Annotated in this window: 12 protein-coding genes and 1 pseudogene; 3 read left to right on the top strand and 10 right to left on the bottom strand. The window is 73.0% G+C overall.

Annotated elements, in window-relative coordinates; all coding sequences use genetic code 11:
* The 5 genes and pseudogenes from VQ03_RS34505 to VQ03_RS07155 all read right to left on the bottom strand — a co-directional run.
* A pseudogene (locus VQ03_RS34505) lies at nucleotides 1-163 on the bottom strand (metallophosphoesterase); the annotation flags it as partial.
* A 3-nt stretch (nucleotides 164-166) separates the two neighbouring features.
* Nucleotides 167-1,219, bottom strand: a complete 1,053-nt coding sequence (locus VQ03_RS07170) for a DNA polymerase III subunit delta' (RefSeq protein ID WP_048450186.1) — start codon at nucleotides 1,217-1,219, stop codon at nucleotides 167-169.
* Nucleotides 1,209-1,910, bottom strand: a complete 702-nt coding sequence (tmk, locus tag VQ03_RS07165; RefSeq protein ID WP_048450185.1) for a dTMP kinase — start codon at nucleotides 1,908-1,910, stop codon at nucleotides 1,209-1,211. Before tmk ends, VQ03_RS07170 begins: the two co-directional genes overlap by 11 nt.
* Nucleotides 1,907-3,133 (bottom strand): D-alanyl-D-alanine carboxypeptidase family protein, encoded by a 1,227-nt coding sequence (locus VQ03_RS07160; protein WP_048450184.1) that lies wholly within the window; start codon nucleotides 3,131-3,133, stop codon nucleotides 1,907-1,909. The genes tmk and VQ03_RS07160 overlap by 4 nt, the downstream gene beginning before the upstream one ends.
* A 239-nt stretch (nucleotides 3,134-3,372) precedes the next feature.
* The gene (locus VQ03_RS07155; protein WP_245291996.1) at nucleotides 3,373-4,599 is read right to left on the bottom strand and encodes a septal ring lytic transglycosylase RlpA family protein; all 1,227 of its coding nucleotides are present in this window, start codon (nucleotides 4,597-4,599) and stop codon (nucleotides 3,373-3,375) included.
* Nucleotides 4,600-5,150: 551 nt separating this feature from the next.
* Between VQ03_RS07155 and VQ03_RS32795 the strand changes: the two genes are divergently transcribed.
* The gene (locus VQ03_RS32795) at nucleotides 5,151-5,963 is read left to right on the top strand and encodes a hypothetical protein (RefSeq protein ID WP_048450182.1); all 813 of its coding nucleotides are present in this window, start codon (nucleotides 5,151-5,153) and stop codon (nucleotides 5,961-5,963) included.
* Between the two features lie 28 nt (nucleotides 5,964-5,991).
* On the opposite strand, the gene VQ03_RS07145 is transcribed toward VQ03_RS32795, so the two are convergent.
* Nucleotides 5,992-9,225, bottom strand: a complete 3,234-nt coding sequence (locus VQ03_RS07145; protein ID WP_083467824.1) for an efflux RND transporter permease subunit — start codon at nucleotides 9,223-9,225, stop codon at nucleotides 5,992-5,994.
* Nucleotides 9,226-9,439: 214 nt separating this feature from the next.
* Between VQ03_RS07145 and VQ03_RS07140 the strand changes: the two genes are divergently transcribed.
* Both VQ03_RS07140 and VQ03_RS07135 read left to right on the top strand, forming a co-directional pair.
* Entirely contained in the window at nucleotides 9,440-10,654 is a 1,215-nt protein-coding gene (locus VQ03_RS07140; RefSeq protein ID WP_048450181.1) for an efflux RND transporter periplasmic adaptor subunit, read from the top strand.
* A gap of 100 nt (nucleotides 10,655-10,754) precedes the next feature.
* A complete protein-coding gene (locus VQ03_RS07135) occupies nucleotides 10,755-11,258 on the top strand; it encodes a hypothetical protein (RefSeq protein WP_048450180.1) in 504 nt (167 codons plus the stop codon).
* Here the strand turns inward: VQ03_RS07135 and VQ03_RS07130 are convergent.
* From VQ03_RS07130 to VQ03_RS07115, 4 genes are all read right to left on the bottom strand, one after another.
* Nucleotides 11,246-11,962: a DUF2459 domain-containing protein gene (locus VQ03_RS07130; RefSeq protein ID WP_245291995.1), complete on the bottom strand. Its 717-nt coding sequence runs from the start codon at nucleotides 11,960-11,962 to the stop codon at nucleotides 11,246-11,248. The genes VQ03_RS07135 and VQ03_RS07130 overlap by 13 nt on opposite strands.
* 5 nt (nucleotides 11,963-11,967) lie before the next feature.
* A complete protein-coding gene (locus VQ03_RS07125) occupies nucleotides 11,968-12,222 on the bottom strand; it encodes a DUF2283 domain-containing protein (protein WP_245291994.1) in 255 nt (84 codons plus the stop codon).
* Nucleotides 12,223-12,365: 143 nt separating this feature from the next.
* Nucleotides 12,366-15,077, bottom strand: a complete 2,712-nt coding sequence (locus tag VQ03_RS07120; RefSeq protein WP_048450179.1) for a valine--tRNA ligase — start codon at nucleotides 15,075-15,077, stop codon at nucleotides 12,366-12,368.
* Between the two features lie 224 nt (nucleotides 15,078-15,301).
* The gene (locus VQ03_RS07115; protein WP_245291993.1) at nucleotides 15,302-15,952 is read right to left on the bottom strand and encodes a PopZ family protein; all 651 of its coding nucleotides are present in this window, start codon (nucleotides 15,950-15,952) and stop codon (nucleotides 15,302-15,304) included.
* Nucleotides 15,953-16,058 lie beyond the last annotated feature (106 nt).

The following is a 16,058-nucleotide window of genomic DNA, read 5'->3' as shown; positions in this document are numbered from 1 at the left end:
GCAGCTCGCCGGCGAGCTGCAGCAGCGCGGCGAGGCCCTGCTCCGGCTCGCCCTCCCAGACGTCGCCGGCGCAGACCATCACGTCGAAGGGCTGCGCCGGGGCCGGGACCGCCGCGAGGGGCCGGCGCTCGAGATGCAGGTCGGAGAGCGGGAAGAGGCGCATCGCTCAGGTACCGAACAGCGACAGCACCACCGGCCGCCGGTCGAGGTTGTAGACCTGCGCCTCCCGGGCGGCCCGCGCGGCGCGCTCGGCGGCCTCCGCCAGGGCCGCGAGGCGGGCCGGCGGATCGCCCTGGCGGCGCTCGATCTCGGCGGCGAGCCGACGTTGCACCGTGTCGAGGGCGGCGGCGTAGAGCCCGTCGGCGTCGCGGCCGGCGAGCCGCTCGGCGAGCTTCAGGGCCCGGCGCCAATCCGGCCGGTCGCCCTGGTCCAGCAGCGCCTCGACCTCGTCGACCACCCCGATCGTGTCGGGGTCGAGGAGGTCGAGGGCGCGGGCGACCGAGCCCTCGCTCAAGGCGGCCGCCCGCTCGATCAGCTCCGACGGTTTGCCGGCCTGCTGCGGCCCGAGGCTGCGCAGCACCCGGGCCACGTCCCCGCTCGCGAGCGGCTTCAGGGCGAGGCGGCGGCAGCGCGAGCGGATCGTCGGCAGCAGGCGCCCGGGGGCATGGCTGACGATCAGGAACAGCGAGCGCGGCGGCGGCTCCTCGATCACCTTCAGGAGCGCGTTGGCGCTGGCGAGGTTCAGTTCGTCGGCGCAATCGACGATGCAGATCCGGTAGCCCGCATCGGCCGAGGTCGCGGCGAAGAGGTGCAGGGCGCGCCGCGCCGCGTCGACGCCGATCTGGGTCGGCACGGTCTTGGCCACGCTCGTCTTGGATCCTGGCGCCCTCTGGCGGCGCAGCAGGACGAGGTTGGGGTGCGACAGGCCGGCGACCTGGCGCGCCACCGGGTGGCCGGGCGGCAGCGCCAGGCTGTCGGGCACGCCTGCGCCGTCGCCGCGGGCGAGCAGGTGGCGGGCGACCCGGAAGGCGAGCGTCGCCTTGCCGATGCCCTTCGGGCCGCCGAGCAGCCAGGCATGGTGCAGCCGCCCGGCGCCGATCGCTTCGCGAAAAGCCCGCTCGGCCGCCTCCTGTCCCAGGAGATCGGTCTGCTCGCGCGGGCGCGGCACGCCCGGGATCTCGCCCGGTTCGAGCTCGTCGTCCCTCGTCTCAGGCGGCATCGGAGGTTCCCCGCACGAGATGGGGCAACCGCGCCGCGACCGTGGCACGGATCGCCTGCGCCACGGCATCGGGCGATCCTTGCGCGTCGATGACCGCGCAGCGCGCCGGCTCGGCCGCGGCGATGGCGAGGAAGGCCGCCCGCAGGCGCTGGTGGAAGCCCAGGGCCTCGGCCTCGAACCGGTCGGGGCCGCCGGCGGAGGCGCGGTCGCGCTGGCGCGCCCGGGCGAGGCCGATCTCGGGGGGAAGATCGAGGATCAGGGTCAGGTCCGGCCGGGTCGTCCCCACCACCACCCGCTCCAGCGCGGCGAGCGTCCCCGCATCGACCCCGCCGGCGGCGCCCTGGTAGGCCCGGGTCGAATCGCTGAAGCGGTCGCACAGCACGACGGCGCCGCGGCCGAGGCTCGGGCGGATCAGGGTCGCGAGATGGTCGAGGCGGGCGGCGGCGAAGAGCAGCGCCTCGGCGAAGGGGCCGTAGGGCTTGGCGATTCCGGAGAGCACCGCGCCGCGGATCCGCTCGGCCCGCGGCGAGCCGCCGGGTTCCCGGGTGGTCACCACCTCGCGGGCCCCCTCCGCGCCGGCGCGCAGCCAGGCCGCGACCCGGGCGATCTGGGTCGACTTGCCGGCGCCCTCGCCGCCCTCGAAGGTGATGAAGCAGCCGGAACCCCCGGCCGGTCGCGCGTCTCCGGTCACGACTTGCTGGTGATCCGGCTGAGGGCCTGGCGGAACCAGCCGGTGCCGACCTCCAAGGCCGCATCGAGGGCGCGCTGGGTCATGGTGCCGGCCGGCACCGCTTCGCCGGTATAGAGCGGCATGTCGAGCACCACCTGCTCGCCGCGGGTGACCTTGAGCCGGCCGACCTCGCGCCCCTCCTCCACCGGCGCGGTCAGCGGGCCCTGGTAGGTGGCGCGCGCCACCAGCCGGTCGCTGTTGCCCCGAGGCAGCATCAGCCGCACCGGCTTCTTCGTGACGAGGGGCACCCGGCCCTTCTCGCCCCCGTAGGTCTCGGCCTCCGCCACCATCTCGCCGGCATTGAAGACCTGGCGCGCCTCGAACGCGCGAAAGCCCCATTCGATCAGCTTGCGCGATTCCGCGGCGCGGTCGCGGGCGGTCTTGAGGCCGCTCACCACCAGGACCAGGCGCTGGCCGTTCTGCACCGCCGAGCCGGTCAGGCCGTAGCCGGATTCCTCGAGATAGCCGGTCTTCAGCCCGTCGGCGCCGATATCGAGGGCGAGGAGCGGGTTGCGGTTCTGCTGGCGGATCTTGTTCCAGGTGAACTCGCGCTCGGCGAACAGCTTGTACTGCTCCGGATAGGTCTCGATCAGGTGGATGGCGAGCTTCGACATGTCCCGGGCGGTGACCTTCTGGTCGGGCGCCGAGTAGCCGGTGGCGTTGCGGAAGGTCGAGCGCTCGAGCCCGATCTCCTTCGCGTGCCGGTTCATGATCTGGGCGAAGTTGTCCTCGGTGCCGGCGACGCCCTCGGCGGCCGCGATCGAGGCGTCGTTGCCGGACTGGACCACGATGCCGCGCAGGAGGTCGGGCAGCTTCACCTTGCTGTTGAGCTGGGCGAACATCGACGAGCCGCCGCCTCCGGCGCCGCCGCGGCGCCAGGCGTTCTCGCTGATGGTGAACTCGGTGTCGGGGCCGAGCTTGCCCTTGCGCATCTCGTCGAAGAGCACCTCGACGGTCATCAGCTTCGCCATGCTGGCGGGCGAGAACGGCTCGTCGGCGCCCTTCTCGAACAGGACCGCGCCGGTATCGGCATCGATCAGGATCGCGTGCGGCGCAAGTGTCTGGAAGGCTTGAGCGCGCGCGCCGGTGACCGCGACGGCGGCCCCGAGGATGGCTGCCAGGCCCAAGCCCGCGGCACGGCGCGCGAGCGCCCTGCCCGCTCCGGTGGTCGCTGTCACACGCATACCCCTACCGCTCTCGAACCCGGCCGACCGGGAGACCTGACGCATTTTGCCGCTCCGCCCGGGCACGCGCAACCGCGCCTGTGCCGCAGTGCGGGAGGCGGAACCGTTTCGGATGTGAGCTGCGGCGGGCCGGTCGGATCATCCGGTCGCCTCGACCGGCCCATCCTGTCCGCGACCCCGGGACGAGGTCGCGGGCCGGACGCCGCGGGCCTCCGACGTCCCGAAGGCCGCGCCTGGCCTCAATACATCCCCGCCACCTTCGACCGCGGCGCCGTGCCGGGCCGGCGGCCGGTCTCCTTCGCGTCGTCCTTCGCGCCCTTCTGGGCGCCGGCGAGACGCAGGGGCGGCGCGACCGGCGGCGGGCCGCCCTTCGCGACCGCGATCTTGGACGCGGCCTTGCCCCCGGCCGGCATCGCGGCGGCGTGCATCGCCTGGGCGAGCGAGGCGCGGTCCGCCGCCGGATGGCCTGCGAAGGCCAGGGCCTGGCTCGGCGGGGCCGGCCGGCGGGTCGAGGCGGTGGGGGCCGCGGGCTTGGTGGCCGCGGGCTTGGCGGCTGCGGGCTTGGCGGTGCGGGACGCGGCGAGGGCCGGGTTCAGGCCCTCGATGGCGGCCATGCGGACCGGAGCCGGGGCGGCGGGCAGGCGGGCCGGCACGCGGGGGGCCTCGGCGACCCGGACGGGAGCCGGCGCGCGCGCGGCGACCTGTATCGGGGCGGCTTGCAACGGGGCGACCCGCGGCGTCTCGACGATCGGGCGTACCGCCTCCGGCTCGGGCCGGCGGAACGCGAAGGGCTTCGCGTCGTCGCGGGCCTCCTGCCCTCCTGCATCCGCCACCATGATGTTGGCGCCGGCCGGCACGCCGGCCGGGGCGCCGTCGGTGCGGAGGGTGGCCATCAGCTTGCGGTCGTCGCTGCCGCCGACCGAGGCCTTGCCGACATATTCGATCCGCACCTTGGTGGTGCCGCGGCGGCGGAAGTCGAGGGCCTCGGCCACCGCCTGCGACACGTCCATCAGCCGGTCGGCGTGATAGGGCCCGCGGTCGTTGACCCGCACCACCATCGAGTGGCCGTTCTGAAGGTTGGTGACCCGGGCGTAGCTCGGCAGCGGCAGGGTCGGATGCGCGGCGGCGACCGAGAAGCGGTCGAAGATCTCGCCGTTGGCGGTCAGGCGGCCGTGGAAGGCGGTGCCGTACCAGGAGGCCAGGCCCTCGCGCACGTAGCCGCGGGCGTCCTGGCGCGGCACGTAGGTGCGCCCGGCCACCACGTAGGGCTTGCCGGTCATCTGCCGGCCGCCGCCCTTCGGGATCTGGTCGTTCTCGCCGTAGAGCCGGGGGCTCGCGGCGACGCCGTATTTCGGGTCGATCTCGCGGCCGCCGCTCTTCACCGCCAGGTTCTTGGGCGTCGGCCCGGCGCAATTGGCTGCCGCCAGGGCGATTCCCGCCACCGCGGCCCACCGCACGACCGGCATCGGCCGGAGGGCCCCCCGCTCCGTCCCCGGACGCGAGGAGCCGCTCTTCGAAGATCCCGCCATCGACCCCTCGGATCCCCCGTGCCGCCCGAAGGCCGCCGCCCGCCCGGGAGGGCCAGGGCAAGCGGGCCTCGAAGGCCGCACAGGGTTACGCTGCACTTAAGGCAGACCCTGCCGGCCCTGCGTAAATGAAAGCTCAACGGAGGGTCTCGCGCGAGTCCCCTCCACCGTCGTCCACAGGCGCGTGCGCCGGCCTCGCCCGAGGGACGGCGTCGAGGCCGCCCGCGGCAGGCCCGGTGGGCCCGGCGGGCGGCAAGGCCGGCCGGGATCTCTGGGTCGGGATCTCCGGGTCGGAATCTCCGGGCGGCCGGGCGTTTCGCGAAAGACGTATAACCCGCGAATGACTTGACTGTTCGGACGACGCATTTTCGGACGACTCGGTATTTTCGGACGACTTGGCTTCCCGGACGGATCGGGCAGGCTCGATCCGGCGTGGGGCCGGCCGCCGTCGCGCGGCGGCCCGTGAGCCTGCCCCACCCGGGAGGAACACCATGGGACACGCACTGGGACACGCCCTGTCGCGGCCGCTCGCCGCATCGCTGCTCGCCGCCTTGCTGGCCCAGCCCGTCCCCGCCCTCGCGCAGCAGGCCCCCGCCGATCCCGGGCCGGGCGTCCCGGCCGGCTGGTCGCAGGAGGTGCGGACCGTCGTCGCCCTCGCGGTGCCGGAGGAGACGGCCCAGTCGCTGCTGCCGGCGGGCTGGACCGTCAACCCGGCCCCGCAGGGGCCGGGCCGGGGCGCCAACCTCTCGGTGGTCTTCCGCGAGCAGCTCGCGGCGACGGGGCCGGACGGCAAGCCGGCGGGGGCCGAGGAGCGGGCCGCCGTGCTGGCGGTGCCGGCCCGCCGCGGCGACGAGACCGGCTTCGTGATCGTCCACACCTTCGGCGATGCCCGGTCCGGACCGGGCTACTACAAGGTCGGCGTGCCGGCGAGCGTCACGCTCGAGCGGCGCGGCAGCGCCACGGCGCTGGCGGGCACGGCCGAGGAGGCCTGGAGCGTGAGCGCCGAGAGCGGCGAGCGGCTGGCGCTGCGGGTCGCCTATGCGCGCGGCACGCCGGCCCGGGTCCAGCCCACCGCGCTCAATCTCTCGGCCGCCGATCCGCGGGTCCGGCGCATCTACCGGGTCGACCAGGGCGTCGACCCGGTCCTGAGCCGGCCCGCCGGCATCGACCGGACCACGGCCCTGACGTTCACCGCCTCGGGCGGCGCGCTCGCCCGGGTCTTCGACGGCCGGGAGCAGGTGGTCGCCGTCCTGTCCCTGCCCTGGTACGCGCGCCAGATGTTCGCGCCCGCCGCGATCGACTGACCTCTCCGGTCGAAGCCCCGCGCGCCGCCTATTCCGCCGGCTGCGGCGCGCCGGGGCCCTGCGCCTCCTCGCCGGGCTTCTCCTTGCCTGGCCTCTCCTGGCCTGGCCTCTCCTGGCCTGGCCTCTCCTGGCCCGGCTTCTCCTGGCCCGGCTTCTCCTGGCGCCCCCGCCTCTCCACCAGCCGCTCGGCCGCGACGTAGAAGACCGGGGTGACGAACAGGGTGAGCAGCGTCGCCGCCAGCAACCCGCCGATCACCACCGTCCCCATCGAGATCCGGGCGTTGGCGCTGGCCCCGCTGGCGATGGCGAGCGGCACCGAGCCGAGGATGAAGGCGAAGGAGGTCATCAGGATCGGCCGCATCCGCAGGCGCACCGCGTCCTGCGCCGCCCGCACCGGATCCTCGCCCTTCGCCCTCAGGTCGCGGGCGAAGGAGACGAGCAGGATCGCGTTCTTGGCCGCGAGACCGACGAGGAGCAGGAGGCCGATCTGCCCGAAGATGTCGAGCGGCAGGTCGCGCAGGCTGAGCGCGCCCGCCGCGCCGAACAGGGCGAGCGGCGTCACCAGGATCACCACGAAGGGGAGCCGCAGGCTCTCGTACTGGCCGGCGAGGAGGAGCACGATCATCACCACCCCGAGCCCGAAGATCAGCGGCGCCCAGCCGCCGGCGATCTTCTCCTGGTAGGCGACCTCGGTCCATTCCACCGCGTAATCGGTCGGGAGCGCCGTCCCGGCCAGGCGCTCCACCGCCGCGATCGCCGCGCCCGAGCTCGCGGTCTCGGCGGTGTCGAGGGCGATCTCGATCGCCGGATAGGTGTTGTAGGACAAAACCGCCGTCGGCCCGCTGACGAAGTGCGGCGTGACGAGCGCGCCGATCTGCACCGGCTCGCCGCGATTGTTGGGCACCGTCAGCCGCGACAGGTCCTGGATCGTGCGCCGCCCCTGCGACTCGCTCTGGACATAGACCTGGTAGACGAAGCCGAACTTGTTGAAGAGGTTGACGAAGGACGAGCCGACATAGGTGCCGAGCGCGTCGAACAGCGACGACAGGCTGACCCCGAGCTGCTCGGCCTTGGCCCGGTCGATGTCGAGGCGCAATTGCGGCACGCCGTAGCTCGTGGTGGCGGTGGCGCCGCCGATCTCGGGCAATCTCTTCAGTTGCGCGATGAAGCCTTCGGCGGTCCGGGCGAGCTTGAGCCCGCCCTCGCCGCTGCGGTCCTGCAATTCCAGCGTCAGGCCGCCGCGGGAGCCGAGGCCCGGCAGCGGCGACGGATCGACGATGCGCAAGACCCCGTCCGGGTGGTTCCTGAACTGCTGGCGCAGCCGCCCGATCACGTCGGCGACCGTCTCCTCGCGCTGGTCCCAGGGCTTCAGGGTCGGGATCTGGAAGCCGTAGAACGGCGCCGTGACGTCGGCCAGGATGCCGCGCCCGGCGACCCCGATCGTGCCGGCGGCCGAGGGCTGGTCGAGGACCGCGCGGCCGACCTCCTCCACCATCGCGGCGGTGCGGCCGACGGAGGCGCCCTTCGGCATCGCGATGTCGGCGAAGAAGTAGCCTTGGTCCTCCTGCGGCACGAAGGCGCTCGGACGGCTCGCGACCATCCAGGCGGTGAGACCGGCGAAGGCGAGGAAGACGAGGCCCGTGGCGACCAAGTGGCGCGACAGCCGCCCCACCGAGCCGACCGCGACGCCGGTCGCCTGGTCGAGGGCGGCGTTGAACCAGCGCAGGGGCGCCCGCCAGCGGCTCCGGTGAGCGTTCGTGTCGTGAGGCTTGAGCAGCAGGGCGCAGAGCGCCGGGGTCAGGGTGAGCGAGACGACCGCCGAGATCAGCACCGAGATCGCGATGGTCAGCGCGAACTGGTTGTAGAGCTGGCCCGTCAGCCCCGGGATGAAGGCCACCGGCACGAACAGGGCGGCGAGCACCAGGGTGGTGGCGATGACCGGGCCCGCCACCTCGTTCACCGCCTCGCGGGCGGCCTCGCGGGGCTCTTGGCCCTCCTCCATCAGCCGCTCGGTGTTCTCGACCACGATGATCGCGTCGTCGACGACGAGGCCCACCGCCAGCACCAGGCCGAGCAGGCTCAGGGTGTTGAACGAGAAGCCGAGCGCCGCCATCGGCCCGAAGGTGCCGATCAGCGCCACCGGCACGGCGATGGCCGGGATCAGGGTCGCGCGCCAGCTCTGGAGGAACAGGTAGGTGATGACGACGACCAGCACGATCGCCTCGAACAGGGTCTTGATCACCTCGTGGATCGAGGCGGTGACGAACTCGGTGCGGTCGAGGGCGATCTTGTACGTCAACCCGGGCGGAAAGCGTTTCCCTAAATCCTTCATGGTGGCGCGCACGCCCTTCATCACCTCGACGGCGTTGGCCTCCGGGTTCTGGAACAGGCCGAGGGACGCGGCGGGCTTGTTGTCGTAGGTCGAGCGGCTGCCATACTGCTCCGACCCCAGCTCGACCCGGCCGACGTCGCGGATGCGCACCACCGAGCCGTCCGGGTTGGCCCGGATCACGATGTCGGAGAATTCCCGGGCTTCCGTCAGGCGGCCCTTGGTGACGATCTGCAGCTCGAAGGCGGGGGCGTCGCGGACCGGCTCCTTGCCGAGGGAGCCGACGGTGATCTGGGCGTTCTGCTGCTCGACCGCCTGGACGATCTGGCTCGGGCCGATCCCCAGCGATTCCATCCGGGCCGGGTCGAGCCAGACCCGCATCGCGTAGCGCTGGTTGGAGAAGTTGACGATGCGGCCCATGCCGGTGACCCGGCGCAGGGGCTTGATCACCTGGGTCTCGGCCCAGTTGGACAGGAACAGCTCGTCGTAGCGGTTGTCGTCGCTGTACAGCACCACGTTGCCGAGGCGCTGGCGCGACGACTTCACGATCTCGAGGCCCTGGTCGCGCACCGCCTGCGGCAGGCGCGACTCGGCGCGCTGGGCCCGGGTCAGCACGTCGGCGGCCGCCGCGTTGAGGTCGGAGCCGACCTCGAAGGTCGCGTCCATGCTGACGCTGCCGTCGGCGTTGCTGGTCGAGCTGATGTAGATCAGGTCCTGCGCGCCGTTGATCTCCTGCTCGAGCGGGATCGCGATCGCCTCGTAGGCCTGCTGCGCCGTGGCGCCCGGATAGGTCGCCTGGATGTTGATGATCGGCGGCGCGATCTCGGGGAACTGGGCGATCGGCAGGGCGAACCCCGCCACGGCCCCGATCAGGGTGATGAGCACCGAGATCACGCCCGCCAGGACGGGCCGGTCGACGAAGTAGGCGAACATCCCGGGTCCCGGTGGCCGCCGGGGAAGCCGCCGCGAGCCGAGGCTCCGGAAGCCGGCCTTGCTGGCCTGCGACGGTAAGGTGAAAAGCTCACGTGCAACGTCATCGCGTCCGAGGGAGTTCCCCCCGCGGGAGACCGGCCGCCACGCGCCCCTGCGCGGATCCAGCACCTGCGGATCCAGCCCGGAGCCTGCCCCTCGGAAGGAGACCGCCATCGTGCGCGCAAGGCTTCGCTACGGCCTCGCCGGTCTCGCCGCGCTCGCGGCGGGGGCCGGCCTCTGGTGGGGCTTCGGCCATCCGCTGCCGCCGGGCGCCGCCGGCCTCCTGCCCGGCCCCGTGGCGCACTTTCTGATGCCGCAATCGCCACCGAAGACGGAGCCCGAGGCGCCCGAATTCGACGTCGCGGTGGCGCAGGCCACCACGCAGACCGTGCCGGTCGCCTTCTCGTATACCGGCACGGTGATCTCGCCCAAGGACGCCGCGCTCCAGCCCCGGGTCACCGGCGTGGTGGTGGAGCGGCCCTTCGAGCCGGGCGGCCACGTCAAGCAGGGCCAGATCCTGTTCCGCATCGATCCGCGGCCTTTCGAGGTGGCGTTGCGAACGGCGGAGGCGCAGCGCGAGCAGGCAGCGGCGCAGCTCGCCTTCGCGGATGCCGAGGTCGACCGCACCCAGCCGCTGGCCGACAAGGGCTACGCCTCCGAGCAGCGCTTCCAGCAGCTCGAGAGCAACCGCCAGGTCGCCCGCAGCCGGGTGCAGGAGGCGGAGGCCGCCATCGCCCGCCAGAAGCTCAACCTCGACTACGCGGTGATCCGCGCGCCCTTCGACGGGCGCTCCAGCCTCTCCGACGTCAATATCGGCGACCACGTCAACGAGAACACGACCCAGCTCGCCAGCGTCGTCCAGGTCGACCCGATCGAGGTGCAGGTGGCGCTCTCGGCCGAGGATTCGGAGGCGGTGCGCGCGGCGCTGAAGGAGAAGCGCGCCTTCATCCAGACCCTCGATGCGCAAGGGCGCCCGGAGCGCAAGGCGACCATCTACAAGCTCGACAACCGCTTCGACCCCCGCACCGCCCGCCGCCTGGTCCGGGCCTGGCTGCCCAATGCCGACGAGCGCTACCTGCCGGGGGAGTTCGTGCGCACGCAGGTGCAGGTCGGCGAGGAGGAGCGCCTGCTGGTGCCGACCGTCGCCCTCTCGTCCCAGCTCGACCAGCGCATCGTCTGGCGCGTCGGCGACGACGGCCGGGTGGCGATGAATCCGGTCACGACGGGCGAGGAATTCGGCGACCGCACGGCGATCCTCAAGGGCCTGAAGGCCGGCGACCGGATCGCCACCGACCACCTCCAGCTCCTGCGCCAGGACCAGCGGGTCGGGATCAAGCGCGACGGGAAGGACGCGCGGCAGGCCGCGAACGAGCCCGGCGCGGTCCGGTAACCTCTCGCCGGTAGCCTCTCGTCAGCGCTTGCCGGAGAGGAGCGCCCGACGCTACGCTTCGGGCGGCCACCCGGCCAGGCACGCGAGCGACGGGCCCCGCATGACCTCTCTCGAGACCGCGTCCGCCGAGACCACGCCGACCGGACCTGCACGTCCTGGAGGCGCACCGAGCGGCGACCTGCGCTTCTCGGTCGTGACCGCCGGGCCGGACGGGCTCGAGCTCGTGGTGGCGTTCGGGCCACGGGACTACGCGGTGCGCCTGACCCCTGCGGAAGCCGCCGAGCTCGGCGTGGCGCTCCTCGCCACCGCCTCGGTGGCGGCGGATGCGGCACAGGACGTGCCGGCGGGCACCCGGGTGGAGAACTGCTTCTTCCCGGTCCTCGGCTGGACGGCCGGCGAGGTCGCGCCCGGCGTGCCGGCCCTCGCCCTCCGGCTCGCCGAGGGCACCGAGATCGCCTTCCAGTTCGATCGCGCCCGCGCCCGGGCCTGCGGCCGCGACCTTGCCCGCAGCGGCCGGACGCCCCTGCGCGAGCGCCTCCGGCGCGTCTTCCGGCGCCCCGTCCCGGTGCCCGCCGCCCCGCCTGCCGATCCTCAGGGCGCGTGAGGCCTGGCGCGCCAGGCGAGATCGAGGGCGAGTCCCCGCGGCAGGGTGTCGAGGAGCGGCGTGACCGGGAGGCCCGCTTCGTTGAGGAGCCCGGCACTCCAGTGGTTGCAGACGTGGAGCAGGCCGAAGCGGCCTTGCGCCTCGTAGAACAGGCTCGGGCCGTAGAGGCCGGGTCCCAGCACCACCGGGTGGCCGTCGCGCCGGGTGAAGGACTGCGCGAGCGCGGCGGCAAGGCGCCGGAATCCGGCCTGCGACAGCTGCAGGGTCACGATCTCGGCTTCCGGAAAGGCGGCGCCGGGCTCGGCCGCGACCCCGACCACGTGCAGGACCGCCGGGCGGCCGCCCGGGGTGAACAGGGCCCTGAGGGCCAGCCGCCAGTCGAGGGACTGGAGCGTCGGCACGGCGCGGTAGAAGCCGGCATCGCCCCAGCCGACCTCCAGCGCCGGGTAGGCGCGAAAGCGCCCCGTCACCTCGAGGAGCGCTCCGGCCCCGGCCTCCTCCGCCGCCCGGGCGAGGGTGTCGCGGGGCAGCAGCAGGCCGGAATGCCAGGGCCCGGCGACGAGCCGCACCGTGACCGTTTCCTCGCCGGGAGCCGGCGGGTAGAGGCTCGGGCTCCCCGGCCGGGCGGTGAGCCAGGCCGTCAGGACGAGGGTGACGAAGAGGGTGACGACGAGGGCCGCCACCCGCCGGGCGAGGCGGCGCAAGGCGATCAGGCCGCCACGGTGAGACGCCGCAGGTCCTGGTCGGCCGCGAGGTCTTCCAGGGAGGCGTCGAGGATCTCGATCCCCGCGACGGTCCCGGCGGCGTCGTAGGCTACGACGATGCCCGGCCGGACCTCCCGGCTCTCCACCACCTCGGCATCGGTGAAGCGGACGGACAGCACGTCGGTCGCGGTGTCGTAGCGGCCCCTCACGGCGCGGGCCTTCGGGCGGGTCGGTTCATCGGGATGGGCTGCGGGGCTCATGCCGGGCGCGTATCCGGGCAAAGGTTGACGAATCGCTTGCGCGCCGCCCGATCCCCCGGGCCGGGTGCCTCTCCCCGGTCGGGCCGGCCTTCCGCGGCTCCGGTGCGGGGACCGCACCGGAGCCGTCGCATCGCGGGATCGGCTCAGCCCTGGAGCCGGGTCAGCGCCTCGCGCACCTTCTCGCGGCGGGCGATGGCCGCGTCGCGGCGCTCGCGCTGCTCCTCGACCACCTCCTCGGGGGCGCGGGCGAGGAAGTCGGCATTGCCGAGCTTGGCGTCGATCTTGGCGATCTCGCCATCGAGCTTGGCATCCTCCTTCTTCAGCCGCGCCACCTCGGCGGCGAGGTCGACCACGCCTTCGAGCGGCAGGGCCGCCACCTCGCCGCGCACGATCAGCTGCACGGCGTTGCGCGGGCTCACCTCGGCGATCTCGATCGAGGCGATGCGGCCCAGCCGCCGCACGGTGTCGCCCCAGCGCGCGACGCGCTCGCGCACCGCCTCGCTCGGGGCCACCAGCACCAGGGGGATCTGGGCGCCGGCCGGCACGTTCGTCTCCGAGCGGGCCGAGCGGATCTCCGAGACGAGATCGACCACCCAGCCGATCTCGGCCTCGGCCTCGGGCTTGGCGAGCGCGCCGAGGTCGGGCCAGGCGGCGAGCGCCAGCAGTCCGCGTTCGATCCCGGCCTCGCGCGCCTTCGTCGCCCACAATTCCTCGGTCAGGAACGGCATGAACGGGTGCAGCAGCACGCAGATCTGGTCGATCAGGTAGGCGATCGTCCGGCGCGTCTCCTCCTTCGCCGGGCCGTCCTCGCCCTGGAGCACCGGCTTGGCCAGTTCCAGGTACCAGTCGCAGAAGACGTTCCAGACGAAGCGGTAGGCGGCGTTGGCGGCGTCGTTGAAGCGATAGGCCTCGATGGCGCCCGTCACCTCGACGACGGCGCGCGCGGCCTCGCCGAGCGCCCAGGCGTTGAGGGTCTGGGTGACGCTCCCCGGCGCGAAGGCCGGATCAAGGCGGCAGCCGTTCATCTCGGCGAAGCGGGCGGCGTTCCAGAGCTTCGTGGCGAAGTTCCGATAGCCTTCGACGCGTTGCACCGAGAGCTTGATGTCGCGTCCCTGCGCCGCCATGGCCGCGAGGGTGAAGCGCAGGGCGTCGGCGCCGTAGCGATCGACGAGGTCGAGGGGATCGACCACGTTGCCCTTCGACTTCGACATCTTGGCGCCCTTCTCGTCGCGGACGAGGGCGTGGATGTAGACGGTCCGGAACGGCACCTCGTCCAGCGCGTGAAGGCCGAGCATCATCATCCTGGCAACCCAGAAGAAAATGATGTCGAAGCCCGTCACCAGGGCGCTGGTCGGGTAGTAGCGCGACAGCTCCGGCGTGGCGTCGGGCCAGCCGAGCGTCGAGAACGGCCACAGCCCCGAGGAGAACCAGGTGTCGAGCACGTCCTCGTCGCGGCGCAAGGCGACCGCACGGCCGTGCTTGTCCGCCGCCTGGGCCAGGGCCTCCTCCTCCGTGTGGGCGACGAAGCAGTGGCCGTCCGCATCGTACCAGGCCGGGATCTGGTGGCCCCACCAGAGCTGGCGCGAGATGCACCACGGCTCGATGTTCTCGAGCCACTGGAAGTAGGTCTTCTCGTAGGTCTCGGGCACGAAGCGGGTGCGGCCGTCGCGCACCGCCTGCAAGGCCCGCTCGGCCAGCGGCTTGACGTTCACGTACCACTGGTCGGTCAGGTACGGCTCGATCACCACGCCCGAGCGGTCGCCATGCGGCACCGCATGGGTGTTGGGCTCGATCGTGACGAGCCGGCCGCGCGCCTCCATCAGGGCGACGACCGCCTCGCGGGCCTTGAACCGGTCGAGGCCGTGCAGCGCCAGGGCCTCCGGCTCAGGCGCCGAGCCTTCCAGGAATTCCGCGTTGCCGTCGAGGCTTATGCGGGCTTCCTCATCCAGGATGTTGATCTGGGCCAGCCCGTGCCGGCGCCCGACCTCGAAGTCGTTGAAGTCGTGCGCCGGGGTGATCTTGACCGCGCCGGTGCCCTTCTCGGGGTCGGAATACTCATCCGCCACGATGGGGATCAGGCGGCCGACCAGCGGCAGGCGCAGGCTCTTGCCGACCAGCGCCCGGTAGCGCTCGTCCTCGGGGTGGACCGCCACGGCGGTGTCGCCCAGCATCGTCTCGGGCCGGGTCGTCGCCACCGTGATGGTCTCGCCGGTCTCGTTCCCGGCCTCGTCCACCACCGGATAGGCGAAGTGCCAGAGATGGCCCTTCACCTCGACCTGCTGCACCTCGAGGTCGGAGATCGCGGTCTGGAACTTCGGGTCCCAGTTCACCAGGCGCTTGTCGCGGTAGATCAGCCCCTGCGCGTGCAGGTCGACGAAGACCTTCAGGACGGCCTTGGACAGGCCCTCGTCCATGGTGAAGCGCTCCCGCGACCAGTCGCAGGAGGCGCCCAGGCGCTTGAGCTGGTTGACGATGGTGCCGCCCGATTCCGCCTTCCACTCCCAGACCCGGCGGACGAATTCCGGCCGGCCGAGGGTGCGGCGGTCGGGCTGCTGCTGCTCGGCGAGGCGGCGCTCCACCACCATCTGGGTCGCGATGCCGGCGTGATCCGTGCCGGGCTGCCACAGCACGTCCTTGCCGCGCAGGCGCTCGAAGCGGGCGAGCACGTCCTGCAGCGTGTTGTTGAGGGCATGGCCCATATGCAGCGAGCCCGTCACGTTCGGCGGCGGGATCATGATGCTGTAGGGCTCGGCGCCAGTGCGGTCCGGGCGCCCGGCCCGGAAGGCCTGCGCCTCCTCCCACTCGGCGGCGATGCGCGCCTCGACGGCGGCGGGATCGAAGGTCTTGTCCATCATCGCGGTAGCGCCACTCGCACGCCGCCCGGGCGCGTCCCCTCAGGCGGGAGGCGCGCCCTGCGGGCGCCGGAACTGAAACGAAAAAGGCCGGCCGCGCGAGCGGCCGGCCCCCGATCCCGCTTTCAAGCGGACCCGGGCCGTTCCGTCAACTGGAGCCGCCGCGCGATCGGCGACCGGGACATCGGCGACCCGGATTCTGCGGCCTGGACGCAACCGGGCGACGATCAGCGCCCTCTGGCGACGCGCTCGATCTCGGCCCTGACGAGGCGCTCGACCAGGACCGGCAGGTTGTCGTCGAGCCAGGCCTTCAGCATCGGCCGCAGCATGTCCTGGACCAGGTCCTCGATGGTGCGGGCGTTGCGGGTCAGGACTGTGTTGGCCAGGAGGTCGAAGGCGTGGCTGACCGTCGCGTCCGTCGCCTGGGACAGGAGCCGCTCCTCCGTCGCCGGTGCGGGCGGCTCCGGCGGCGCGGGCGGCGGCGGGGCGGCGGCCTTCACTGGCTCGGGCGGCGGCGGCGGAGGAGCGGGTTCCGGCTCGATCTCGATGGCGTCGAAGTCCATCGGCTCGTCGCGGAACGCGATCTCCGACATCGCGTCGAACTTCTCGTCGAAGCTCGGCTCGGGCTCGGGCTTGGGCGGCGGCGCCTTGGCCACCGGCTCCGGCTTCGCGGCGGGCTTGGGCGTGGCGACCGTCGCGAGGTCGAGCACGTCGTCCTCGTCCGGCTCGGGATCCGGCACCGGCACCGGCCGCGATCCGGCGGCAGGCGGCTCGGCCGGCTTCTGGTCGTCGGCGATGATGCGGCGGATGGAGGCGAGGATCTCCTCCATCGAGGGTTCCTGCGTCTTGTCCTGCGTCTTGGGGCTCGCGGCGCTCATCCGGCTCAACGCTCGAGTGCAGAGATGGGGAGGGTCGGGGTGTCGGTTACGCAGTATTCCACAGGACCGGCCCCGCACAAGCGAGGCCGCCCGCAACTCACAGGGA

It is taken from the genome of Methylobacterium tarhaniae (assembly GCF_001043955.1).
Classification (GTDB): Bacteria; Pseudomonadota; Alphaproteobacteria; order Rhizobiales; family Beijerinckiaceae; genus Methylobacterium; species Methylobacterium tarhaniae.
The sequence above is the reverse complement of the archived record's forward strand: the minus strand, read 5'-3'. Positions and strand labels throughout refer to the sequence as shown.